This is a genomic window from Oligella ureolytica DSM 18253 (assembly GCF_000373745.1).
GTDB classification, from domain to species: Bacteria; Pseudomonadota; Gammaproteobacteria; order Burkholderiales; family Burkholderiaceae_B; genus Oligella; species Oligella ureolytica.
In genome coordinates this window covers 12,919-37,327 of the sequence record NZ_KB892298.1, presented here as the reverse complement: position 1 = coordinate 37,327, position 24,409 = coordinate 12,919, and the positions used below count along the sequence as shown (strand labels likewise).

The 24,409-nt window shown below is 46.6% G+C and carries 25 protein-coding genes; 8 read left to right on the top strand and 17 right to left on the bottom strand.

Features of this window, described 5'->3' with window-relative positions:
* A partial coding sequence (gene tnpA, locus B092_RS15055; protein ID WP_018574398.1) for an IS200/IS605 family transposase occupies positions 1-187 on the top strand: 187 nt, incomplete at its 5' end.
* A 112-nt stretch (positions 188-299) separates the two neighbouring features.
* Here tnpA and B092_RS0106260 read toward each other — a convergent pair.
* From B092_RS0106260 to gpmA, 4 genes are all read right to left on the bottom strand, one after another.
* Positions 300-1,061, bottom strand: coding sequence for a HesA/MoeB/ThiF family protein (locus tag B092_RS0106260; RefSeq protein ID WP_018574397.1), 762 nt, complete (start codon positions 1,059-1,061; stop codon positions 300-302).
* Positions 1,054-2,544, bottom strand: a complete 1,491-nt coding sequence (locus B092_RS0106255; protein WP_018574396.1) for a S41 family peptidase — start codon at positions 2,542-2,544, stop codon at positions 1,054-1,056. Before B092_RS0106255 ends, B092_RS0106260 begins: the two co-directional genes overlap by 8 nt.
* A 95-nt stretch (positions 2,545-2,639) precedes the next feature.
* On the bottom strand, positions 2,640-4,247 hold the full coding sequence (locus tag B092_RS0106250; protein ID WP_018574395.1) for a murein hydrolase activator EnvC family protein: 1,608 nt from the start codon (positions 4,245-4,247) through the stop codon (positions 2,640-2,642).
* Positions 4,248-4,368: 121 nt separating this feature from the next.
* Positions 4,369-5,115: a 2,3-diphosphoglycerate-dependent phosphoglycerate mutase gene (gene gpmA / locus B092_RS0106245; protein WP_018574394.1), complete on the bottom strand. Its 747-nt coding sequence runs from the start codon at positions 5,113-5,115 to the stop codon at positions 4,369-4,371.
* Between the two features lie 150 nt (positions 5,116-5,265).
* Here gpmA and B092_RS0106240 point away from each other — a divergent pair, with 150 nt between their 5' ends.
* Genes B092_RS0106240 through B092_RS0106225 form a run of 4 tightly spaced genes read left to right on the top strand, consistent with a single transcriptional unit; the run spans position 5,266 to position 7,694 of the window.
* Positions 5,266-5,688 carry a rhodanese-like domain-containing protein gene (locus tag B092_RS0106240; protein ID WP_018574393.1) on the top strand — a complete coding sequence of 141 codons (423 nt, stop codon included), beginning with the start codon at positions 5,266-5,268 and terminating at the stop codon, positions 5,686-5,688.
* A 52-nt stretch (positions 5,689-5,740) separates the two neighbouring features.
* Positions 5,741-6,001, top strand: coding sequence for a glutaredoxin 3 (gene grxC / locus B092_RS0106235; protein ID WP_018574392.1), 261 nt, complete (start codon positions 5,741-5,743; stop codon positions 5,999-6,001).
* A 46-nt stretch (positions 6,002-6,047) separates the two neighbouring features.
* Positions 6,048-6,584 carry a protein-export chaperone SecB gene (secB, locus tag B092_RS0106230; protein WP_018574391.1) on the top strand — a complete coding sequence of 179 codons (537 nt, stop codon included), beginning with the start codon at positions 6,048-6,050 and terminating at the stop codon, positions 6,582-6,584.
* Positions 6,585-6,617: 33 nt separating this feature from the next.
* A complete protein-coding gene (locus B092_RS0106225) occupies positions 6,618-7,694 on the top strand; it encodes an NAD(P)H-dependent glycerol-3-phosphate dehydrogenase (RefSeq protein ID WP_018574390.1) in 1,077 nt (358 codons plus the stop codon).
* Between the two features lie 74 nt (positions 7,695-7,768).
* Here the strand turns inward: B092_RS0106225 and B092_RS0106220 are convergent, their stop codons facing one another.
* Positions 7,769-8,722, bottom strand: a complete 954-nt coding sequence (locus B092_RS0106220) for a methyltransferase domain-containing protein (RefSeq protein ID WP_026253645.1) — start codon at positions 8,720-8,722, stop codon at positions 7,769-7,771.
* 109 nt (positions 8,723-8,831) lie between these two features.
* Here B092_RS0106220 and B092_RS0106215 point away from each other — a divergent pair, with 109 nt between their 5' ends.
* Together B092_RS0106215 and B092_RS0106210 are read left to right on the top strand one after the other, a co-directional pair.
* The gene (locus tag B092_RS0106215; RefSeq protein ID WP_018574388.1) at positions 8,832-9,581 is read left to right on the top strand and encodes a ComFC family protein; all 750 of its coding nucleotides are present in this window, start codon (positions 8,832-8,834) and stop codon (positions 9,579-9,581) included.
* Positions 9,582-9,605: 24 nt separating this feature from the next.
* Positions 9,606-10,076 (top strand): tRNA (cytidine(34)-2'-O)-methyltransferase, encoded by a 471-nt coding sequence (locus B092_RS0106210; RefSeq protein ID WP_018574387.1) that lies wholly within the window; start codon positions 9,606-9,608, stop codon positions 10,074-10,076.
* 26 nt (positions 10,077-10,102) lie between these two features.
* On the opposite strand, the gene B092_RS0106205 is transcribed toward B092_RS0106210, so the two are convergent.
* From B092_RS0106205 to rsmB, 6 genes are all read right to left on the bottom strand, one after another.
* Positions 10,103-11,572 carry a TrkH family potassium uptake protein gene (locus B092_RS0106205; RefSeq protein ID WP_018574386.1) on the bottom strand — a complete coding sequence of 490 codons (1,470 nt, stop codon included), beginning with the start codon at positions 11,570-11,572 and terminating at the stop codon, positions 10,103-10,105.
* 24 nt (positions 11,573-11,596) lie between these two features.
* Positions 11,597-13,003, bottom strand: coding sequence for a Trk system potassium transporter TrkA (gene trkA, locus B092_RS0106200; protein ID WP_255313368.1), 1,407 nt, complete (start codon positions 13,001-13,003; stop codon positions 11,597-11,599).
* A 16-nt stretch (positions 13,004-13,019) separates the two neighbouring features.
* Positions 13,020-13,739, bottom strand: coding sequence for a response regulator (locus tag B092_RS0106195; protein ID WP_018574384.1), 720 nt, complete (start codon positions 13,737-13,739; stop codon positions 13,020-13,022).
* 115 nt (positions 13,740-13,854) lie between these two features.
* On the bottom strand, positions 13,855-16,161 hold the full coding sequence (locus B092_RS13835; protein WP_051077717.1) for a sensor histidine kinase: 2,307 nt from the start codon (positions 16,159-16,161) through the stop codon (positions 13,855-13,857).
* Positions 16,161-16,805: a DUF4390 domain-containing protein gene (locus tag B092_RS0106185; RefSeq protein WP_018574382.1), complete on the bottom strand. Its 645-nt coding sequence runs from the start codon at positions 16,803-16,805 to the stop codon at positions 16,161-16,163. Before B092_RS0106185 ends, B092_RS13835 begins: the two co-directional genes overlap by 1 nt.
* A gap of 3 nt (positions 16,806-16,808) precedes the next feature.
* Positions 16,809-18,170, bottom strand: a complete 1,362-nt coding sequence (rsmB, locus tag B092_RS0106180) for a 16S rRNA (cytosine(967)-C(5))-methyltransferase RsmB (protein WP_026253644.1) — start codon at positions 18,168-18,170, stop codon at positions 16,809-16,811.
* A gap of 105 nt (positions 18,171-18,275) precedes the next feature.
* On the opposite strand from rsmB, the gene rimO reads away from it, so the two are divergent.
* Positions 18,276-19,601 (top strand): 30S ribosomal protein S12 methylthiotransferase RimO, encoded by a 1,326-nt coding sequence (rimO, locus tag B092_RS0106175; protein ID WP_018574380.1) that lies wholly within the window; start codon positions 18,276-18,278, stop codon positions 19,599-19,601.
* 109 nt (positions 19,602-19,710) lie between these two features.
* Here the strand turns inward: rimO and fmt are convergent, their stop codons facing one another.
* From fmt to B092_RS15605, 6 genes are all read right to left on the bottom strand, one after another.
* The gene (gene fmt / locus B092_RS0106170; protein WP_018574379.1) at positions 19,711-20,661 is read right to left on the bottom strand and encodes a methionyl-tRNA formyltransferase; all 951 of its coding nucleotides are present in this window, start codon (positions 20,659-20,661) and stop codon (positions 19,711-19,713) included.
* A gap of 18 nt (positions 20,662-20,679) precedes the next feature.
* The gene (locus B092_RS0106165; protein ID WP_018574378.1) at positions 20,680-21,336 is read right to left on the bottom strand and encodes a DUF484 family protein; all 657 of its coding nucleotides are present in this window, start codon (positions 21,334-21,336) and stop codon (positions 20,680-20,682) included.
* A gap of 79 nt (positions 21,337-21,415) precedes the next feature.
* Entirely contained in the window at positions 21,416-22,471 is a 1,056-nt protein-coding gene (locus tag B092_RS0106160) for a metal ABC transporter solute-binding protein, Zn/Mn family (RefSeq protein WP_018574377.1), read from the bottom strand.
* Between the two features lie 30 nt (positions 22,472-22,501).
* Positions 22,502-23,350 (bottom strand): metal ABC transporter permease, encoded by an 849-nt coding sequence (locus B092_RS0106155; RefSeq protein ID WP_018574376.1) that lies wholly within the window; start codon positions 23,348-23,350, stop codon positions 22,502-22,504.
* Between the two features lie 10 nt (positions 23,351-23,360).
* The gene (locus B092_RS0106150) at positions 23,361-24,074 is read right to left on the bottom strand and encodes a metal ABC transporter ATP-binding protein (RefSeq protein WP_018574375.1); all 714 of its coding nucleotides are present in this window, start codon (positions 24,072-24,074) and stop codon (positions 23,361-23,363) included.
* Between the two features lie 92 nt (positions 24,075-24,166).
* On the bottom strand, positions 24,167-24,343 hold the full coding sequence (locus B092_RS15605; RefSeq protein WP_018574374.1) for a hypothetical protein: 177 nt from the start codon (positions 24,341-24,343) through the stop codon (positions 24,167-24,169).
* Between the last annotated feature and the right edge of the window lie 66 nt (positions 24,344-24,409).

Below are 24,409 nucleotides of genomic sequence, written 5' to 3'. Positions count from 1 at the left end.
ATCAAAACTGGTTAATAGCCTAAAGGGTATATCCAGTCTTCTTATCCGAAAAAAGAACTACCCCAACATTAAAAAGAAACTGTGGAAAGGGGCTTTATGGTCGCCAAGTTATTTTGCTGGAAGCTGTGGCGGCGCGCCGATTGAAATCATTCGACAGTATATCGAGCAACAGCAAACGCCACCATAGATTCAAAGGACGGCGTTGCCGTCCGCGCTATTCACCCTCGCCCTAAACGACGAGGCTTTCCGCGCATTTTGGTAAAAAGGCTTCTCTAAAACAGGAGAAGCTTTTTAAGTGATTAATCAATGCCGGCGAGCTCTGCACATACAGTGCAATGCGGGTTTTTTCTTAACTTAAACTCCTGCCATCGCGTATCTCGCCCATCAAACATCAATAAACGCCCAGCCAAAGATCGGCCCATTCCCAGCAGCAATTTCAAAGCCTCATGCGCTTGCATCATGCCAATACTGCCTACCACAGTAGACAACACGCCCAATGTCGCACAGTTATCGGGCTGTAAATTTTCACTAGGATCGTATTGACAGGCATAACAGGGACTAGAAGCCTCTCTAAAATCGTAGACTGTCACTTGCCCATCAAAACGGATAGCCGCAGCGGAAACCATCGGCACCTTATACTTAAAGCAAATGCGATTGAGTTGCTGGCGAGTATTAAAATTATCAGTGCACTCCAAGACCAAATCAACATCTTGGATTAACTGCTCAAGGCCTTCATCACCAAAACGTTGATGATGGGCAATAAAATTAACCTCAGGATTTAGCATCTTGGCCATCTGCTTAGCCGACTCAACCTTGGGCATACCTACCCGCTCAGTACTATGCACAATTTGACGTTGTAGATTGCTTAGCTCAACGTCATCGTCATCCACCAGATGAATCGTACCTACACCGGCAGCAACAAGATACATTAATGCGGGCGCGCCTAAACCACCAGCCCCTACCATTAACACCCTGCTATTAAGCAGGCGCTCCTGGCCCTCAAAGCCGACGTCATCCAACATGATATGACGCGCATAACGCAAAAGCTGCTGATCATTCATCTGTGCCAAGATACTCCCCGATTAAAAACTTAACAGCCTGCTGCAATTGATAATCCTCTTCTGAACCAAAGGTGTACATCTCAATATTAGGCTTTTCTTTGGAATCCGTAGCGTCTACACCCTCATCATCGGTTTCCGCCGGGGCCTCTGATTGATTATCATCTACCGTTGCTTCAGGCTCTGCAGCAGCGTCTAAAGCGTCCTGGCTGGCAGCTATCCCAACCTCAGATAAATCATTTTCACCCGTCAAGTGATCACTTAAGTCTGCCTCACGACGGATGTTAAAAAAGTCACCATATTCAGTGTCTGTCACGACAATATCGGGCTCAATACCTGTTGCCTGAATAGAACGATCCTTGGGTGTGTAATATCTGGCAATGGTCAGCTTAACACCGGTTTCATCGCCAAGATCCAACACCACCTGGACAGAGCCTTTACCAAAGCTACGGTTACCCATAACGGTGGCACGCTCATAATCCTGTAGCGCACCGGCAACGATCTCAGACGCTGAAGCGGAGCCGACGTTAATCAATACAACCATCGGTACCTCACGACTCCAACTCGGCAGATTCTTAAGTGGATCCTGATGATTTAAGCTGTAATCACTAGGCACCACGCGATAACGCAAATTCACCTCACCACGGCTCTTGGTATAAACCACTAACTGATCCGGCTCAATGAATGCACCGGTCACTCCAACCGCTGCATTTAACAAACCACCCGGATCATTACGTAAGTCTAAAACCAATGCTTTTGGCGTGATTTTAAAGTCATTTAAACTGCTGACCAGCTCTTCTACTGTACGCTCTTGGAACTGTGAAATTCTGACATAAGCAATATCATTATCCAGCATGTCACTGCGGACACTCTGCACTTTAATTAAGTCGCGTTCTATAGAGAAATCAATTTCCTCATCACCGCGACGCACAGTAAGCTCAATAGTCGAACCCGGCTCACCGCGAAGCTGCTTGACCACCTCATTCAACGGCAGCTCACTCAGCGCCTCTCCATTGACTTTCACGATAACGTCACCCGGCATAACACCAGCACGTGCCGCGGGGCTATCTTCAATCGGAGAAATAATCTCTATCTCTTTATTGGCGGTTTCATTGATTTCAATCCCTAAACCGCCAAACGTGCCCTCCGTCGCTTCTTGTAAACTGGCAAACGCCTCTTCGTTTAAATAAGAAGAATGAGGATCTAAATCATCAAGCATGCCGTTAATTGCTGCGTCAACTAATTTCGCCGTATCAACAGGCTCTACATAACGATTTTGAACCGCAGCAAAAACCGCAGCAAAGCGCCTCAGCTCTTCATAAGGCAGACGGTCATCTACACCCGGAACCGCTTCAATAGCAGGGGCCGACTCGATCACATCGTAACTGAACTCAGCCTGTTCGTGCGTAGACTTGGGCGTGCCCGCTTCAGGCCCTGTTTGTGAATAATGCGACTCTGCAGAAACTACACCACCGAGCATTAGCATTGAGCAAGCTAACCCTACCAATGATTTGGAGAGAGGTCGATTTGTTAAAAAACTTGAAACATAAAGCATTGCGCACCTTTTGCTTTTTTCTAAAGCTACTTCGCCAACATAGTAAGGGGGTCTATTGGCTGCGAACCCCGTCTGATCTCAAAATACAAAGCCGGCTCAACCTGCCCTCCGGTAGAACCCGCACGAGCAATCGTTTGACCCGAATTGACCTTATCGCCTACCTTGCGCGATAAGCTCTGATTGTAACCATAGACACTCATATAGTTAGCACCATGATCAACAATAATTAGATTACCAAAGCCACGCATCCAGTCAGAAAAAACAACGGTGCCTCCGGCAATCGCTTTGACAGATGCACCGGCATCAGCCTTGATCAAAATACCGCGCCACACACCGCCCGTATCCGGGCGAGTTCGACCAAATCGTCCTTGCAAGGTTCCTCGCAACGGCCAAGGTGCTCCTTGGGGGATACCGTCATTGGCAGATGCAGCCAGTGCTCTTGCCTTACGCTCATCTGCTCGCGCTTTAGCCTCAAGGCGCTGTGCCTCTAGCGCCTTTTCTTTAGCTAAGCGCGCTTTAGCCGCTTCGATTTCAGCATTTTCCTGCAACATACGAGCCTGAGACAGCTGCTGTTGACTTTGCTGACGCTCATTTAGCGCCGCCGTTAAGCGACGTTTCGCCTGCTCAAGATCTTCGGGTCGAATGGCTTGAGCCAGTGCGTTCTCTTCTTCGCGTATGCGAATCTCAGTGAGCCGCTGCCTTGAGACCGCAGTCTCCTGTGCTTCTTGCGCTTGAGCACGCATTGAGGCGGCGCGGTCTGCCTGCTGTTGAGCTAAGGCGGCCTGTTCTGCGGCCAACCTAGCCTGAGCATCGCGCTCTTGTGTTAATTGCTGTTGACGCTCTAAGGCTTGGCGCTGACGTGCTAACTCAGCCTGCCGGGCAATTTCTCTTTGTTGTGTAATCGTCTTACCGATCTCACCAATCAGGCTATCCAGACGCCGCTGATCCCCTGCCAATCGGCCGGCTTCAGCTCGTCGATTTTTAAGCTCCTGCTCAATATTGCCAAGCTCTGTTTGATATTTTCTTTGCTCGTTTTCTAATTCGTTTTTACTGGCCAGTGTCCGCTCTGCTAATCGCTCAATTTCTTGCTGTCGCCCCTTAATCTCAGACTCTGTTTTTTGCAAACTCAAAATGGCCTGATTTAACTCTTGAACTGCTCTTGCGCGCGCTCTGGCAACATAACTTAGGTAGCCCATATCACGACCGATTTTTTGCGCATCGCCACCGGAAAATAGGGCCGACCACGGAGAAAGCCCACTAGTATATTGAGCATAAATCTGCTCGCCTAAGTCCTCTTGACGCTCCGCTAGAAGCTCTCGTTGACCATCAGCCTGTCGGCGCAACAAGACAATCTCATGCTGCGCTGCCTCTTGCTGTTCTTGCAAACCGTCAAGCTCTGCATTAATACGGGAAATATTACGCTCAGACTCACTGAGCCTATCAACGACATCCTGCTTTTCAGACTCCTGACTTTTTATTAGCCTTTTGACCGAGTTAATTTGCTTTTCCAGTTCGGCTCGTCGCCGCTCAGCCGCTTTTTGTTGTTGATTTAACTCCGTAACGGACTGGGACTGAGCGACAGCCTCACCTGCCGTGCCATACAACGCTAACAAAACACCTACTGACAAAGTCATTAGACACTTAGTCAGCAGGCTATGTAACGGCAAGGTATCGTTAAAATGATTAATTTTAATTGGCACTATCGGCACTCATTGAAAAGCATAAAAACTCAAATGATACGATAAGCGTATCTTACTACTTAGCCTTACCTTGAGCGGCAACTTCAGCCATGGCTTTGGCGATTTCTTCCGGATCACCTAAGTAGTAATGACAAATCGCTTTGAGATTTTCATCTAACTCATACACTAAAGGCTGGCCGGTAGGAATATTCAGATGAACAATCTCATCTTCGCTAAGCTCATCAAATAAGTTGATGAGTGCGCGGATACTATTACCATGTGCTGTAATTAGAATCTGCTTACCGTCTTTGATCGTTGGTGCAATCTCCTCTTCCCAGAGCGGCTTAACACGCTCGATCGTGTCCTTGAGGCACTCTGCGGCAGGCAATTGCTCTACCGGGATATCAGCATAGCGACTATCGAAGCGCGGGTGGCGCTCATCGTCCAGGTCTAATGGGTCAGGGCCGATGGCAAACGCTCGACGCCAGATCAGAACCTGCTCATCACCATATTTGTTAGCAGTCTCGGCTTTATTTAAACCGGTCAACGCACCGTAATGACGCTCGTTTAGTCGCCAGCAAGGTGTATAAGGGACATACATGGCATCCATGTTATCAAGTGCGATCCACAATGTGCGAATCGCTCTTTTTAAATAGGAGGTATAGGCCTTATCAAAAACGTAGCCCTCTCTTTTTAACAACTCGCCCGCTTGCTTAGCTTGCTCACGACCCTCTTCAGTTAAATCAACATCAGCCCATCCGGTGAAACGATTCTCTAAGTTCCACTGACTCTGGCCGTGACGCATTAAAACGATTTTATACATAGCTGTGATTGTCCTAACGAAATTTAAATAAAGTAATTGACGACTAATTTTATCTATTTTAGCGAACTTAGCTTATTGTCGCTTAGCCTATTTTATAATCCATGAATTAATCTTATTAATAGCCAATAAAGGCACAAACAGGTAACAATCGTGGATTTTTTAATTTATAACAACACTTATTTATTTGTTATTGCGGCACTCTTATCCGGTGGCATACTGGCTTTTCAATACAGCCGCGCCTCCAAGGGCATTAGCCCTGCCAAAGTAGTTCAGATGACCAACAACAAAACCGCGGTCATTATCGATGTACGTCCCAGCGAGCAGTACCAAGCCGGCACCATTGCCAATGCAATGAACATTCCCTTTGAGCAACTCAAGTCTCGAGCAGCGACACTACCCAAGGACAAAGCACTTATTGTCGTTGACCAAGACGGTCGTCGCGCCGCCTCAGCTGCCGGTCAACTCAAAAAAGAAGGTATCGAAGAGGTTCATTATTTAAATGGCGGTATCGTTGCTTGGCTCAAAGAAAGTCTGCCACTAAAAAACCCTTCTCGCTCCAAAAGGTCGAAATAGTGTTTATGCGACACTATAATGTCATTAACTTTTAATCACAAATGAGGTAAACATGGCTCAAGTTACTATGTACTGTAAGGTCACTTGCCCTTACTGCACCCGTGCTGCCAAAATTCTTAAAGCACATAATGTCGACTACGAAAGCATCAGCATTGACACCAATCGCGAAGCACGCGCCGAAATGATCGAGCGCTCCAACGGTCGCACTACCGTGCCACAAATCTTTATCAATGGCCAGCACATCGGTGGCTGTGACGACCTACAAGCGTTAGAGCGTGAAGGCAAATTAGAAGCTCTGTTAGCTGCAGAATAACTAGCGATACTTTTCTTAAACTAGACTTAATTGGATACTATCAATCATGGCTGAAGATCAAAACACTCAAAACCAGGGCGCAGCTGCTAACGAGCAAGCTCAACAACCAACCTTCGGTATGCAAAGAAGCTATCTCAAAGACTTGTCACTAGAGATGCCTAATGCTCCGCAGATTCTATTAGAGCAAAAGCAACCGACCGTTGATATTAGTTTAAACCTTGGCGCAGAGCGTTTAGCAGAGACCGTTTTTGAAGTCGGTGTGCGCGCTACCATCACAACCAAAATCGATGACAAAGTGCTGTACTTAGTTGAAGGCACACAAGCAGGTATTTTTGAAATAGCAAACATCCCTGAAGACCAGATTGACCCGCTATTAGGCATCGTTTGCCCTTCAATGATTTTCCCTTACTTACGTGCCAACCTTGCTGATGCGATTAATCGTACAGGTTTACCGGCAGTTCATATGGCTGAAGTTAACTTCCAAGCCTTGTACGAACAACGCCGACAGGAAGCGGCTGCGCAGGATCAAAATGGTCAAGGCATCAACGGCGGTGATGAAGCCGACCAAGCCACCATTAACTAGTCATTAATCATCTTTATTAAGTAGTAAAACAGCATGCAACTCGCCAGTAGCACCCCCCAAAACAACTCTGTACGCACCTTAGTTATTGGAGCAGGCAGTTGGGGCACAGCGCTCGCAGTTGCTGCTGCACAATCAGGTTCGGTGTTGCTGTGGTCCCGTCATCAGGAACAGGTTGACCATATTAATCAGCTTCACCGCAATCCATCATACCTACAAGATATTGATCTGCCTAAAGCACTGCGTGCTACCGCCGACAAAGAAGAAGCCATTGCTTTTTTACAAGGCCTAAGCGATGACTCTATAGCCTCCGGCACCCAGTCACTAATTATTTTCGGACTACCGGTCAAAGCAATGCGTCAAGGGCTCCAAGAGTGGTTAGCACTCTTTGTAGCTGCCGGTTTAGAGCATATCCCCTATGTATGGACATGCAAAGGTTTCGAAGAGGAAACTTCCCTCCTACCCCATGAAATTATTGCTGATATAGCACCTGACTCAATCCAGCCGAATGGCGTGTTATCCGGCCCTACCTTTGCTCGCGAGGTCGCGCAAGGCTTACCTGCCGCTATTACAGTAGCCAGCCATCAGACTATCGTTGGCGAGCGTGTGATACAAGCTTTGCATAGCAAACAAACACGTGTTTACTATAGTCAGGATGTAGTTGGTGTCGAGGTGGGTGGTGCCATGAAAAATGTGATCGCATTGGCTTGTGGCATCAGTGATGGCTTACTGCTTGGCAATAATGCTCGCGCCGCTTTAATTACCCGCGGTCTTAATGAAATCAAACGCCTCGGCATTGCAATGGGCGGTGAAAGTGAAACCTTCTTTGGACTGACCGGTTTAGGTGATTTAGTGCTTACCGCTACCGGTGATTTATCACGCAATAGGCAGGTGGGACTAGCCTTAGCCAAAGGTCAACGCTTAGAAGAAATTCTTGCCACCGGCCTAACGGCAGAGGGTGTCCGCTGTGCTCGCGCCGCACTTGCACGAGCCACTGAATTAGCGGTAGAGATGCCGATTACCGATGTTGTATGCGATATTTTATTTAATGATATCGATTCACTGGAAAGCGTTGCTAAATTACTTGCCCGTGAAGTCAAAGCAGAAAACTAAAAGCAAAACCTAGCACCCGGCACCAGCAGCTAATTAAAGCTGCCTGCCAATGACTGCCGTGCCAGTCACTTCCACTACTTCCTACCTATCGAGCTGATAGCAACCCGAGTTACCCCATCAACATGTAAACTCGCACCACGCCATGCATGGCCATTGATGATCTCCAGGCTTAAATGAATTAGGCCATCTTCGCGTCGCTGCTCTTCAAGCGCCTTATATAGACGCTCTAGGGCATCACGACCTCTGAGTCCGGGGTTTCTACCGGTGCTTGGATTACCACCTAAGGCACGTACATCAGCCAACAGCTTTTGAGGCGTTTTGTAAGTTAAGGTGATGACATCCTGATCCATCACCGGGTCCTTAAAACCACTTTCCATCAGCATGTCACCAAAATCATGCATATCGACAAACGCCATGGTTTGTGTCTTCCAGCCGGCCTTGTGCAAGGCCGCACGCAGCTCAATGAAAGTTGACGGACCGAAACAAGAGAACATCAGCAAGCCATCAACCTCCAGCAAGCGATACCACTCTCTAAACACCTCCGGCGGACTACAATGCCAGTGCAACGCCATGTTTGACCAAATAAAATCAAAGGCATTGGGTTCTAATTTAGTCGCCGCTAAGTCACCCTCGACGAAACTGGGTCTATGAGCAGGCACACTAGCAGCAGATGTTCTGCTCGCAAACGTACCCATGCGGGTAATAAGATTCTTGAGACTTTTGAAAGGCGTCGCTTGAGGGGTAAAACGACGCTCGGCATATTCTAAAAAACTACGCTGATTATCAAGGCCGGTAAAATTAGCCTCGGGGTAAAGCTCTTTTAAAGCCTCTATACCATGCCCCACACCACACCCTGCATCCAATATAGAAGAGGGTCTGTACTTAATATATCTCAACCTATCAAGCATGCGACCAGCCACCTCATCCAGCATAAAACGCGCAGGCTCAAGCATCTGCCTACGGGCAAATTGCTGAATCACATGGGCATGATTAATCGCTAATTTTTGTTGGTTCTTTTGTGCACTCATCACAAACTCTGTACTGGGTAAATTAATCCTATCATACTCCACGAGCCACCTAAGGTGTTAAAACTACCTATCAATCCATAGGGGATTTCACTCTTTCAAGGAAGTTAAGATGCGACATTTAAGCGATATAATTACGGCACAAATACGCCATCCTGATGCCATCTTCAAATCCATTAGCCCCTATCTTGGCGGTCGTTGTCCCTTATGCCAATCACTCTGCTTAGCGGGCAGTTTTTGTCAAGCATGCCTTAGCGATATTTTAGAAGCGACCGACAGTCACCAAAATCGCTGCCCACGCTGCCAACTTGCCTTGAGGGGATTAGATTATTGTGAAGCGTGCTATTTATCCAAACCCCATTATGAGCGACTGAGCATTGGCTTTGATTATGTGAATCCATTAAAGTCATTACTTTTACGCTATAAAAACTCAGGCCAGCTAAGTTTAGCCAAACCCTTTGCTCACTTATTACAAGCTCGCTTACAGCAACAAAAAATGCCTGTTGGTCGATTATGTATCCCACTCCCCTCAAGCAATCAATCACTCAAAAAAAGAGGTTATAATCCTGCCGCAGAAATTGCAAAAACCTTAGCAAAACTCAATGGCTGGCAAATCAACCATCATGTACTCAGAAGAGAGCAAACACAGTACCACACACAACAAAAGGCATTAAACAGTATCGAACGCCAACTCAATGTGCGCCAGCTATATTATTGTGCTCATCGTTTAGATGAAACTGAGGTTATTTTAATTGATGATATTATGACCAGTGGCGCTACACTTGATAGTGCAAGCCAAGCGCTTAAAGCGGCCGGCGTCAAACGCATTCACTGCATTGTATTGGCTCGCGCCAGTTATTAAAAACCATTAAGAACTCAAAAAATCGTGTTTCATATTATCTTAGTTTGTCCGGAAATCCCTGCCAACACTGGCAATATTATTCGCCTAGTCGCCAATACGGGTTGCACCCTACACCTAGTCAAACCACTTGGTTTTCAACTCGATGATAAGCGCCTAAAGCGTGCCGGTTTGGATTATCACGAATGGGCCGATTTAAAAATCCATGATAGCCTAGCAGAGGCTATTGACTCCACCGGTGCAGGAAAAGACCGCTGCTTTGCACTCTCCAGCAAGGGCCAAAGACACATTGGCGAGATTGAGTTTCAAGCGGGTGATTGTTTTATTTTTGGTCGAGAAACGGCCGGTTTAAGAGCTGAAGACTGGGATATCATCGGCAAAGAGCGCGCCGTCCGCTTACCTATGTTTACTACCGGTCGTAGCCTAAATCTGGCCAATAGCGTCTCAATCACTGTTTATGAAGCATGGCGACAAATTGATTATCAAGGTGGCGTTTAGTACTAAGTGGGCACCAAAGCACCCACTTAACTTCGCCAAAAATGCGGTGTAAAAATAACAAAAACAGTCAGGAGTTCCAAGCGCCCTACTAACATCGCCGCACTTCCAACCCACAACTGAAAATCATTCAGTCCGGCATAGTTGCTCATCGGCCCCACCGAACCCAAAGCCGGGCCAATATTCCCCACCAAAGCAACGGCAGCACTCAATGCATCCACCTCTTCTGCACCACCAAAAGCAAGGAGAATAAAGACCGCCATAACGGTCATAAAATACATGGCGATAAACATCATCACAGATAGCAAAACAGAATTCGACACCACCATTTGCCTAAAACGCACCGGAAATATCCCACGCGGATGTAGTAAACGCAGCATTTCCACTCTGAATTGCCTAAAAACCAACAGCACCCGAATCAGCTTGATACCACCGCCGGTAGAACCGCCGGATGAAGCAAAAGAGCCCAACACAAGCAGAAAAACCGGTATCACAAAAGGCCAAGCCAAATAGTCGGTACTGGCAAAACCTGTGGTTGTCGCGACCGATACTGTATTAAAGATCCCGTACCGCAAGGCCTCAAACCAGCTATCATAGATATCGGAAAAATATAAATAGGCGCTAATTAACAGCCCACTGCCTAAGACCAGTTTAAGAAACGGCAAAGCCTCCGGACAGTAAAAATAATAACGCAGGCTTTTGTATTTCAACACTTTAAAATGGGTTGCAAAGTTAATACCTGCAAACAACATAAAAACGACGGCTACCGCTTCAACCGCCACATTATCAATACTCTGGAAGCTTTGGTTAAAGCTAGAGAAACCGCCCAACGCCATCGTTGAAGCCGCTTGACACCACGCATCAAACCAACTCAATCCGGCTATTTTATAGGCAATTAGACAGAAAACCGAGGCCGTAAAGTAAATGCTGTAGAGCATTTTTGCGGTACTGGCAATACGTGGTGTCAGCCTTTCGTCCTTGAGAGGTCCCGGCATTTCGCTTTGCATTAATTCACGACCACCCACATTAAACAATGGCAAAATCGCAACAGCTAATAATAAAATTCCCATGCCGCCAAACCACAGCAAAGAATGACGCCAAATATTAACTGAGGTAGGTAAGGCCTCAACCTCATTGATAACTGACGCACCGGTCGTCGTCAAACCCGACACCCCCTCAAAAACGGCCTTAGCAAAGCTAAAATCCTCCTGGATTGCGATGCCGGTCAAATAAATCGGCAAAGAACTGATGACCGCTAAACTAACCCAAGCCAAAAAGACTAACAAAACGCCCTCTCGCTTACGTGATGCCGCCTTAAATGGCCAGAAGAACAAAGCCAGTACGCTACCTAAGACAAAACTAAGGCCTCCGGACATTAAAAAATGCTCAGCTGCCCCATCATCAAGGAAAATAGAAACACTAAAAGGGAATAATAGAACGAATGAAAAGGCTATTATGATCAATCCCAATTTGTGTAAAGGACTTAGTATATGCGTCATAGGAGCGCCTAAAAAAGCAATTAACTAAAGCACTAAAGCCGAGACTTGGAACAATTTTTCCACTTGCTCCATGGCATTGAGATCACTCACATAAACAATCACATGGTCCTCATGTGCAATGACCGTTTCGGCCCCCGGAATAATCACCTGACCGTCACGTACAATAGCCGCCAGTACCGCATTTTTTGGCCAGGCAATGTTGGCAACACTGCGACCGATGACTTTAGAATTTTTTTCATCGCCAAGCGCCTTATACTCCACTGCTTCTGAACGCCCTTGGCGCAAACGATGACCACGAATAACAGCACCTTGCTTCAAGTCTCGCATCAAAGCACCGATGGTTGTCCAAATAGGAGAAACCGCAATATCGATGGCACTGCCTCGAATCAACTCACCATAAGACTGTCGTGAAACCAAAGTCAACACCTTGTCTGCCCCCAAACGCTTGGCCAACAAAGAAGACATTATATTATCTTCGTCAGCATCCGTTAGCGCTAAGAAAGCATGCATATCCATCACATGCTCATCAAGTAGCAGTGTTTCATCGGTACTGTTGCCATGCAGCACAATCACATTTTCGGGTAACACCTTTGAAAGCTCATGACAACGTTGTTCGCTCATCTCGATAATCCGAACATTGTAATCTTCATTGGCCAGTTGACGTGCCAAACGCTCGCCAAGGTTACCGCCCCCGGCGATCATAATATTTCTGATTCGATGCTGTTGTTTGTGCAGCTGCTTAATTGCTTTACGAGCTTCGGTCGTATCAACGGCAAGCACAACCTCATCATCACGCTCAAGACTGAAGGTTTTTTTAAGAGAAAGCGAACGCTCACCGCGCACCACATCTAAAATTCGACCGCTGGAATCCGGTAAATTTAACTGATTTTGATTGATTTTTAGCTTTAAGAATCTGCTGTTAGCGCTGACTTTAAGTGTTAAGAGAGAGACCAAGCCATTAGCAAAATCAACGATCTCCAAGACCTCAGGAAACTCTACCAGATGAAAAAGATAGTCGGTAATACTTTGTTCAGGACTAATGACATAGTCCACCCCAAACTTCTCGCTACTGAATTCGCTATGCTCTAAATAATAAGCAGTACGAAGGCGAGCGATACGCCGCGGTACATTAAACACTTCTCGCCCTAAATAGCAGGCTAATAAATTAACCGCATCAGACGCAGAACAACAAACCATCAAATCGACATCATGCGCACCGGCCACCTCCAATACAGCGGGCGAACTGGCATCTCCATGAACCGTACGTAAATCGAAGCGCTCTTGCAGCTCTGCCAAAGCACCTCGATCTGTATCGACCACCGTTACATCATTTTTGGCATTGACTAAATTTTGCGCTAAGCTAGAGCCGACACGCCCCGCACCGACAATAAGAATCTTCATAAAAACGGTCTGCCAAAAATAAAATGCTATTGAATGGGTTTAGCGATTAACTAGTCTTACGCTTACGGGAGGTATCAATGCCTAACTGGCGCAGCTTACGATAAAGATGAGTACGCTCCAAGCCCGTACGCTCAGAAATACGCGTCATACTGCCATTTTCTTGTACCAAATGATACTCAAAATAAGCCCGTTCAAAATCATCTCGAGCTTCACGCAAAGGCAAATCTAATGAGATTCGACCCAGCATACCGGAAGTAATGTGCTCATCTTCAGTCACCGGAGCAACTGCTGCAACCGGCTCCATCACCGCAGCCGGCGCCTCTACCGCAGCCGCACCGCTACTTGACTTAGGAGCAGCAACCGTCTTTGCGGCCGGAGCCTCTGTTGGCACCTTGCGAACGACCGGTCGAGACAAACAAGACTGTACCGTTTTGAGCAGCTTTTGCATCGTGATCGGTTTTTCTAAAAAATCCACCGCACCAATGCGAGTTGCTTCCACCGCCGTATCAATCGTGGCATGACCACTCATCATCACTACCGGCATGTCTAACAAACCATGAGAACCCCACTCTTTGAGTAGACTCACGCCATCAGTATCCGGCATCCAAATATCAAGTAACACCAAATCTGGACGGTAACGTAAACGCGCAGCACGTGCCTCAGAGGCGTTTTCTGCCAATTCAATTGTGTGCCCTTCATCATAAAGAATGTCAGACAGCAGCTCACGAATACCTATTTCATCATCGACCACCAGAATTTTGGCCATATAAAAATACCTCAATATATGTTGCTTAACAAAGAAACCAGACCTTATAGCCTAATTTCCCTATAAGTCCATGTTTGTTGTAAAAATGTCATTGCCTAATTATAACCACGCTTTGTTACTTTTGCTTAAGCGGAGCCAATCGAGTTAACAAAATTGATATTCTCGCCCCACCATTTTTGCGATTTGCTATCTCAATGTTCCCGTTATGCTCTTCAATAATTTTACGCACGATCGCTAAACCTAAGCCCGTACCTGTCTTTTTAGTGGTGACATAGGGTTCAAACACGCTTTGCAAAACATGCTCCGGAAAGCCTATACCCCGATCCTCAATGATGATGCGAATCATATATTGCTTTTGCTTGGCCTCACCCTCAGATTCAAGGAGCTTAGTACTAATCCTCACCCCCGGCTCATCGCCTTGGAGATCGAGACCCTCCATTGCATCGCGAGCATTGCCTAACAAGTTATTCATCACTTGACGCAGTTGTGTCTCATCGGCTTCTGCTAGAGGCAAATCAGGCGCTAAACTTAATTCTACCTGACGTGCCAAAGGTTCTTCTTTATTTTTTTGCCCCGGTTCCCAACCGTATAAGACAGCGATATCAACAATCAATGCATTAATATCAACCGGAGTAAAAGCCGCTGGCGGTGTATGCGCATAGTCACGGAAGTCATCCACCATATTTTTTAAAGAGGTGACTTGATTGATAATTGTATTGGTCGAACGCAACAGCATTGCTGAATCCTTTTCATCCAACTTATCCTCTAACTTCATTGCCAAGCGTTCGGCAGATAATTGTATAGGTGTGAGCGGATTTTTAATCTCATGCGCCAAACGACGCGCCACTTCGCCCCAAGCCACAGTACGACTAGCGGACATCACCTCAGAAATATCATCAAAAACAACTAAATAACCGGTGAAATGATGATCGACCATCAGACGCGTACCGCGTATCAATAAAGTACTAATACGATGCTGCTCAAGGCTCTCTAGGGACTCATTGGCCTCATGGAAGTTTAACTCGATCTGCTCTTGCCAGTACGCTCGTTCTGACTCAACCGCAGCGTGCTTGGCAAAGGCATGACGAATTGCCTTGGCGAAGTCCCCTATCCCCTGAATAAACTCAAGCGGCCGCCCCGAAGCGGCGCGTAAATCAGCACGTAAAATATCGCTAGCGCCGCGGTTAACCGAGGTGACATTAAAGCGAGTATCAAAAACAATCACACCACTGCTCAGGCTAGCCATCACGCTTTCTAAGTAGACATTAGACTTTTCCAACTGCTGTCTATTAGTTTCCACCTGACGTCGCGCCTCATCCAACTGAAACGTCATCACGTTAAAAGAACGTGTCAGCTGAGTAATCTCATCACGCACATTGGGCTCCGGTAAGGGCCTATAATCCCCGACTGCGACAGCCTGTGTCCCCTCGGCCAACGTCAACAAAGGACGCACCACACGGCGAGCGAGACTGAGCGCAACTGCCAATGAAGCCAAGACGGTCATAACCAGCGCTAAGGTCAGTGTAATCGTAAATAATCGTCTTAGGCTCGTACGTGATAAGGACAGCTCTTCATAATCACGAATTCCTTGCTGCACCTCATTCATATTAACGGCAATATTTTCAGGGACAGCACGCGTCACCTGTAACCAGTAGGTCTCAGATGAGGATTGAGTTGAGAGCAAACTATCATAGCGAAGTTGATTAGCGATCACCGGAACAATAACGCGAATTCTAAATGAGGGCTGCTCAGGGCTTGAATCCGGCATAATTTCGGCTTGGGCGTAGCTATTAGATAGACGCAACTGATTCATGATGCTGGCTGAAGGCAGATCCGGTAAAAAACCACCAAACCCTGTGCCGGCAAAGGCAATCACACGGGTACCGGAGGCCCCTGAAAAAACCAACGCATCAGTAATCATCGTATTGGAATCGCGCTGCTGAGCAAGCACCATTGGAATATCGGCATCACTAAAGTTTCTCAGTTCCAATGCCATTTGCCGAGCTCTGGTCGACAGGTCTTGTACATAACTATTTAAAGAAGCACGTCCCAACGACAGGCCTGACTCTAACGCACTATCAACCTTTACGTTAAACCAAGACTCCACTGACTTTGCCATAAACTGCACTGAAATCACATAAATCAGTAGTCCCGGCAACACCGCCATCACCGCAAAGACCATGGCAAAACGACTGGTTAATCTAGCGCCAAATTGGCGACGACGTATCTGTCGTATCAAGCGAACAATTAAAATTGTCACCCACAATACTAAGATCAGAGTTAACACGCCATTAAGCATCAACAGCAAATCAAATTGTTGAGTCAATCCGGAAACGTTATCAGTTGCTCGAAACAGCATCAGTAACAAGGTGATTAATCCAATCACCCCAAATGCTAAACCCAGTTTAAAAAACCAACCGATTAATCGCTGGAGTCTAACGTTGAAATTCGAAAAATTAACTTTTGCCATTCTGAGGATAGTGACCAAACACTGCGAAAATTAAATAAATTAAACTGAAAAGCACCCGGCAATTGTGTCGTATCAAGATGCAGTCTAAGCTTAGCGACATACTGCTTCTCTGCATCTAAAGGCTGCGCTAAGGGCACAATGATCGTATTGTTGTTGCTAATATGGCCGAGCGAATCCTCAAGTGAAATTTCCTGATTGACTCGCCTACCATCATCCACACTCCACTGCATTAATAATGGCTGATACTTAATCAACCACTGCTGAGACTGATAACCCAGCGCCTTGTCAAAAACATATAATTCCGGCCCAATCACTTCGACTTCAAAGACAAAATATAGAGGCACACCGCGCATCGCCGCGCTCACCAAATCAGGATCTAAATGCACTGCCAAATCCGCGTTAATCTCAAGCTGAACATTGGTCCCATCATCTGACACCTGATAGCCCACGAGCTGAATATCCTCTACAGTCGCAGTCGATTGCCCACTCTGCTCTTCAAATATAGACTCCCGACTGCAAGCCACCATCAAGACAGCAAACGCTAATAAATGAAATAGCCGTTTGGCACCACTGAACAATGACTGAACGATACGCATCAACTAGTTGGCCTTTTTAAACAGGGCATAGAAAAAGCCATCATGCTTAATCTCGCCATTTTCATCGGGTACTGCCAACATCTGTCCTATGGCTGGTAGTCTTTCTGCTCCTACCAAATGCTCTGAAAAATAAGCGGCCTGCAGCTCACCCTCTTCGGGGAAAATAGAGCACGTAATATAAAGTAAATAGCCTCCGGGCTTTAAAGTAGTCCAAAGCGCTTGGACGATCGTACGTTGTAATTCTGACGTCTTTGCCACGTCCTCCGGCCGACGCAACCACTTAATATCGGGATGACGACGCACGATCCCTGCTGCTGTACAAGGCACATCAGCCATAATCACGTCAAACGGTCGGCCATCATACCAAGCCTCTGTATCTGCTGCATCTGCTGCCAAGCTACGGATATGGTAGTGGTCATTATCCTGATGATATTTTTTGGAAAGACCCAAACGCTCTAAGTTATCATGCACTCGCTGCAAGCGCCGCTCATCGATATCCAAAATGGTCATATCAAGATCATAATGCTCCAACATATGTGACGTTTTACCGCCCGGTGCGGCACAAGCATCTAACACGCGCAAACCGTCTTGGAGTGACAACATGCTAATCGCTTGTTGTGCTGCCAAGTCCTGCACTGAAAAACGGCCCTCAGCAAAACCGGGAATTTGCGGCACCGGCACTGCTTGCGGCAACATGAGCGCATCCTCATCAAGCTGTACCGCTTCAATCCCCGCTTGGTTCAACGACTGCTTAAATTCATCCATCGTGCCTTGACGACGATTAACGCGCAGACAAAGGGATGCGTGTTGATTCGCAGCTTTCAAAAGGCGCTCATACTGCTGCGGATAAGCATCGCGCAATTTATCAATCCACCACTGGGGAAAGTTATAGCGTACCTCTTCTTGTTGCCAAACATTGCTCAACAGCTGTACCAACTCCCTCTGATAACGCCTGAGGCATGCATTGAGTAAACCTCTAAAAGAAGCTGTTTTTTTGTTAAGCGTAGCAGCCTTAACGGCTTCATTAACCAAGGTAAACGCATCATAAACCGGCATGTCAGCAGCGGTTGCGCTAGTGTTTTGTTCTTGCTCTAATGCCAAAAAATCCTCAGCACTCAGCAAGGTAAGTGATAGAACAAGCAAGGACTTAAATAAAGGATTGGGTGCTTTTTTACTAAGCAACTGCTCGCTAAGCGCCAATCCCCTACTCCAATGGCGCAGTCCAAAGAAGCTCAAAGCCTGTACACCGCCCCTATACCTATCATCGACCATAGGCAATAAGCTGTTTAGGGATTGTCCTGCCATGACTTGCTGTATCACTTTGGCACTGTGTGCGAGAAGCTCAGATAAAGGAATTTTCGACATAGATTAGTAAATGAAAATTTTAGCCTCTAGTTTACCTTCTAAAATGCTAAAATTAACTGTTATATTCTTCAAATTCAATTCTTAATTCAATAGATTAGCATTATTATGAGCTCTCCTAAAGTCGGCTTTGTCAGTTTAGGCTGTCCCAAAGCATTGGTAGACTCTGAACGTATTCTTACGCAATTACGCTCAGAGGGTTATGAAATCTCTTCCACGTACGAAGGAGCTGATGTCGTTGTTGTTAACACTTGTGGCTTTATCGATAGCGCAAAAGCCGAGTCTTTAGATGCGATTGGTGAAGCCCTGGCAGAAAATGGTCGAGTCGTTGTGACAGGCTGTATGGGGGTCGAGGAAGAAGCAATCCGTCAGGTTCACCCTAGCGTGCTATCTGTCAGCGGCCCTCAGCAATATGAAGAGGTCGTACGTGCAGTACACGAAGCCGCACCGCCGGCGATTGATCACGATCCTTTCATCGACCTAGTGCCGCCTCAAGGTATTCGCCTCACACCGCGTCACTATGCCTACTTAAAAATCTCTGAGGGCTGTAATCACGCTTGCTCCTTCTGTATCATCCCGTCCATGCGTGGCCGTTTAGTCAGCCGACCGATTGATGACGTGATGGATGAAGCTCAGCGCTTGGTCAACGCCGGCGTCAAGGAAATCCTGGTCATTTCTCAAGACACCAGTGCCTATGGTGTTGATGTTAAGTACCGCACAGCTTTCTGGCAGGGTCGCCCTATCAAAACACAAATGACTGCTCTTTGTGAGGCCTTGAGCGATTTAGGTGTGTGGGTTCGCTTACACTATGTCTACCCCTACCCAAATGTTGATGACGTTATCCCGCTCATGGCCCAAGGCAAAATCTTGCCTTATTTAGACATTCCATTCCAACACGCCAGTCCGAAAATTTTACGTGCGATGAAGCGTCCTGCCTTTGAGGATCGCACCTTAGCTCGCATTCATAAATGGCGCGAGCAATGCCCGGACATCACTATTCGTTCGACATTTATTGTGGGTTTCCCCGGTGAAACAGAAGAGGATTTCCAGTATTTATTGGACTGGCTAACTGAAGCACAGCTAGACCGTGTAGGTTGTTTTAAATATTCACCGGTTGATGGCGCTCCGGCTAATGAGCTTGACGATCCCGTACCCGAAGAGGTTAAGCAGGATCGCTGGGAGCGCTTTATGGCTCATCAACAGGCTATTTCTGCCGACAAACTGCAAAAGAAAATCGGTCAAACCATTACCGTCTTGATTGATGAGTTAAATGAGCATGGAATTGCGATTGGACGCTCAGCTGCCGACGCACCGGAAATCGATGGGGTCGTGTATGTTGACAGCCCTTATGAGATCAAGCCGGGTGAGATAGTAAAGTGCGTGGTGACTGACGCAGACGCCTATGATTTATTTGCAGACACAATCGACGAATAACTAATCGCCTTGTATCTCAATGGCTTCATTTAGTCATGTGCGCACTGTTTTGGTGTGATAACAAAAACAACGCGCACACGACACAAAGCCTTGGGACTATTTAATTGCTTTACTCGCGCCAACCCAGTACAAACTGCTCTGCCGTTTGGCGCTTACCACCTGCTCTTTGCAGCTCTTTTAAGCGCAACACACCTTGGCCACAAGCCACATCAACCCCCTCAGGCTCACGTGCTAATACCGTACCCGGCGCAGCTCCCGCCGCCTCGGCATCAAGGAGTAATTCGGCAGAAAAAACTTTAACCGGTTCAGCAAATCCCTCTAAGTGCACCTTGGCCCCCGGAACCGGAGTAAAAGCGCGAACTTTGCGCTCCAGTACCTCTGCGGATTCTGACCAATCCAAAATAGCCTCTTCTTTGGTGAGCTTTTCTGCATAAGTTACGCCAGCGACATCTTGCACTTGCGGCTCAAACGCCTCTGCGCCATTAGCCTGCAATTTAGTTAAGGCATCCACAATAGCCTCTGCCCCCAGTGCTGCCAAGGCATCATGCAGTTGAGCTGCATTCATGCGCTCAATAGGCAGTTTTTTCTCTAATAAAATAGGACCGGTATCAAGACCTGCTTCCATCTGCATAATGCCCACGCCGCTGTATTCATCTCCTGCCTCAATCGCGCGCTGAATAGGGGCAGCACCGCGCCAACGAGGTAATAAACTGGCATGAATATTTAAGCAGCCATACTTGGGTAAGTCCAACGTCCATTGCGGCAAAATTAGGCCATACGCTGCAACCACCATGACGTCAGGCTGTAATGCCTCTAAACTGGCTCGTGCAGCGGCAGCATCTTCCGGATACTTACCATCCAGACGCAAACTAATCGGCTGTAAAACCTCACCACCGCGCTCAAGCGCTTCCAATTTAACCGCGCTTGGCGTCAACTTCATGCCACGACCAGCACGTCGATCCGGCTGCGTCATCACTAAAGGTACATCAAAACCGGCATCGACAATGGCGGCATAAGCCAAACGGGCGAACTCCGGAGTTCCTGCAAATACTACTTTCATCTAAACAGTCTCAACACATTACAACATTGTGCGACCTAAGGCCGCACCAGCTAATGCTGAAATAATCAATAAAAAACTGAGACCCATTTGCTCAGTAAAATGGTCAAGGTCATCTGACGCAAAAACCAAGACACCAATGACAGCTGTTTCATCATCTAATGGTAAAACAGCCACGGAGGCAGGTTTATCCTCAAACCATGAATCTATTTCTTCTGGGTACTCCTGACCACAATAGGGCTTTTCAAGCGCTTCAACATGCTTTTTTAATTCAGGTGATACACCACCGAATCTCGCCGGCACATACTCAGGACAAGGCCATAATTTAAGTGCTACTTTTAGCCCCGTAAAGCAATGCTCTAAACTTTCGACACAAAGCTGCGGCAGCTCAGAGGACTCCTCTTCGGCAAGCATATAAACGCACCACTGTAGGATTGATTGGCTGATATTTTGATTTTCCATCGCATAAAGAGATAACTCTTTTAAATGAAAATCCTGCTGCTTTAATTTATTGCGTAAATCCAGCATTTGACGCTGAGCTAAAGATAAGGTGCCGCCGCTATCGGCGTCCTCAATCTCCATGGACTGAAATACATCAGCATGCTCTTTAAAAAAACTGGGGTTTTGCTGTAAAAAAGCAGCAACTTCTTGCGCTGTAAGTAGCTTCTCAGCCGTCATGTCTATCCTCTACAAATTGAAATTCACAGGCGATATAAGCAAAACATCTCTATCAACTGTGAATTTTTAAATATGTTAATTATTTTAAGGCCTCTAAAAGTGTCCGGATGTTTTTCTTTATCATACCAAGATACGTTGCACCTTCACCCTCTTTTTGCAAAGCATCTGCAACTAGAGTGCCACCCACCTTAACACCGGAATCATGCGCTACCTGCTCAATTAAGCGATTATTAGCCGTATTTTCTAAAAACACGGCACTCACCTGTTGCGCCTTTAACTCCTTGAGTACATCAGCAATCTGAGAAGCAGAAGGCTCGGCACCACTCACACCAAAGACGGGTATTTGAACCAAATCATAGGCTTCCGCTAAGTATGCAAATGCTTCGTGATTTGTTCCAAAGCGACGTTTTACTTCAGGCAACTCAGCAAACGCCAGCTTTGCTTCATCATCAATCTTTTTGATCTCAGCGATATAATTTGCCGCGTTTGCTTCATAGGCCGTCGCGTTATCCGGGTCGGTCGTTTTTAACGCTTGGAGAATATGATTTACGTAAACAACCGCATTTAAGGGGTTTTGCCAAGCATGAGGATCCCACTCCCCATGGTGATGATGATCATGGTCGTGGTCGTGGTCGTGGTCGTGGTCGTGGTCGTGGTCGTGGTCGTGGTCGTGGTCGTGGTCGTGGTCGTGGTCGTGGTCGTGGTCGTGGTCGTGGTCGTGGTCGTGGTCGTGGTCGTGGTCGTCATGATCGTGCTCATTGTCATGAATATCAGCAAATTTAATTGCCTCAACCCCCTCACTTACGACAATGGTCTGCCCCTTATAACCGGAGGAATTTTGCATGCGCTCAATCCACGGCTCTAACGCCATACCATTTATAAACAAAAGCTTAACGCCGCTATCCATGGTAAGTTTTTTAATATCTCTGGCCCTAGGCTCAAAGTTATGAAGATCGACATCGTAACCAACAAGATTATCTACCACAACATGCTCACCGCCAACGTTTTTTACCATATCACCAATAATCGTAAAGCTGCTCACTACTTTTAATGGCTCGGCTTGGGTCGCACTGATTGAAGCAAAACTCAACATCGAGGTGATTGCTACTGCTGATATTAAACGAGATAATGTCATTATTATTCCCTTGTGTTAGTTGTTGAAAAGTCAGGATTGATAGCGCCTCCACGCACTACCATAAGGACCGAAAAGCATTGCCAGCACAGCAACCATGCCATTTAATAAAATAATGGTAGCTGACGCAGGCAAATCACAGCCATATGAAATAACTAGACCGATATATTGGCAAACAACGCCTATCAATGGCGCGATGATTAATTGCAGGCCCAACGTACGCCCTAAAAAACGAGCGGTAATCGCCGGTAAGATGACAATCCCTACGACCATCAATGTGCCGAGAATTTGAAATCCGGCAACCAGATTGACCACCAAGAGAATAATAAAGATAGTAAAAACCGGCGAGCGCCTACCCAGTTCAACTCGCAAAAAAACGGGGTCAAAACCGTCTAAGACCAATAGCCGATAAATGATGGCCAAAATCAAAATCGATAGACTGCTGATGATCATGGTGAGTAGCAACGACTCGTCACTCATCGCCAAAATCGAACCGAATAGCACATGCATCAAGTCCACACTGGTACCGCGCATCGAAATCAGCAATACCCCCAGACCCAAAGAAATCAAATAAAAAGTAGCAAAACTCGCATCTTCTTTTAAGCTGGTATAACGCGACATAAAACCTGCCAGCATAGCCACGACTAAGCCGCTTATCAGGCCGCCGATCAGCATCGCCAAGATAGAATTACCCACCCAGAAAAAACCTAAGGCAATCCCCGGCAAAATCGCATGCGTCATTGCATCGCTAACTAAACTCAGGCGTCTTAAAATTAAAAACACACCTAAAGGCGCAGCAATAAGCGACAGAAAAATAGCTCCAAATAAAGCACGTCGCATAAAGGCATACTCAACAAATGGCTGAACTAACAATTCGTACATCGCCATTCCCCTAGTAGATACTGCGGCATAAGCGCTGAGCCTGACGCATATTATCAACCGTAAAAACGTCTTCGGTCGCCCCCCAAGCCACGATATCGCGACCGATAATTAACGTCTCCGGTACTAATCGCCTAACTAACTCTTCATCATGCAAGACCACAAGGATTGTGCGCCCCTGTTCGTGCCAGGTCTGTAAAATGGGTAGCAGTCGCTCTTGCGTATCTTCATCAACCGCTGCAAAGGGCTCATCTAAAATAATGACTTGTGCATCACGAACCAACAATCGAGCAAAGAAAGCTCGCTGCAATTGACCGCCGGATAAGCTCCCAATCAAATCCTGAGCCTGCTCAACCAGCCCAACCTGAACGATGGCCTGCATAATGCGATGACGCTGCTCACCGGACAACGACTTAAAAGGCCCTAAATCTCGCCATATTCCCATACTGACCAAATCAAAGGTAGTCATCGGAAAGTCCCGATCGAGTTCGGTGTATTGTGGCAACAAAGAAAGCTCGCGCTTAAACTCTTCTGCGATCGTGATTTCACCCGATTTAACCGGTAATTGGCCGGCAATCGCTTTGATTAACGTCGACTTACCAGCCCCATTAGGACCGACAATGGCGGTAAAAGAACCTTGTTTAAAACAACCATTCATATCGCTCAAGATTGTTTTGTTACCCCATGCCAAAGTCACATTGTTTAGGCGCAAGACGTCTCTGCCCATAATTTCCTATAAGCTAAAAATAAAAATAGGTTAAAAAAAGAAAAGCACTTATTAGTTAAGATAAGTGCTGCATATCAGTTCAAAAACGGAAGCTAGAAAAACTGACTGGGACTCCAGCCCATGGCCACAAAAACAACTACCCAGAGGAATAATAAAACCGACGTAACCGCTGCGGCACGCTTGAGGGCAGACATGGTCAAGCACGAACGACAACGGCAACCAATATCATGGACTTGCTGGGCTGTAAAAACTCTTTCCGAACGGTTCATATCAACTCTTAATCATTGAAATCATAAAATGGTATTATACAGAGAACCACCTTGTTTTGTTATGTT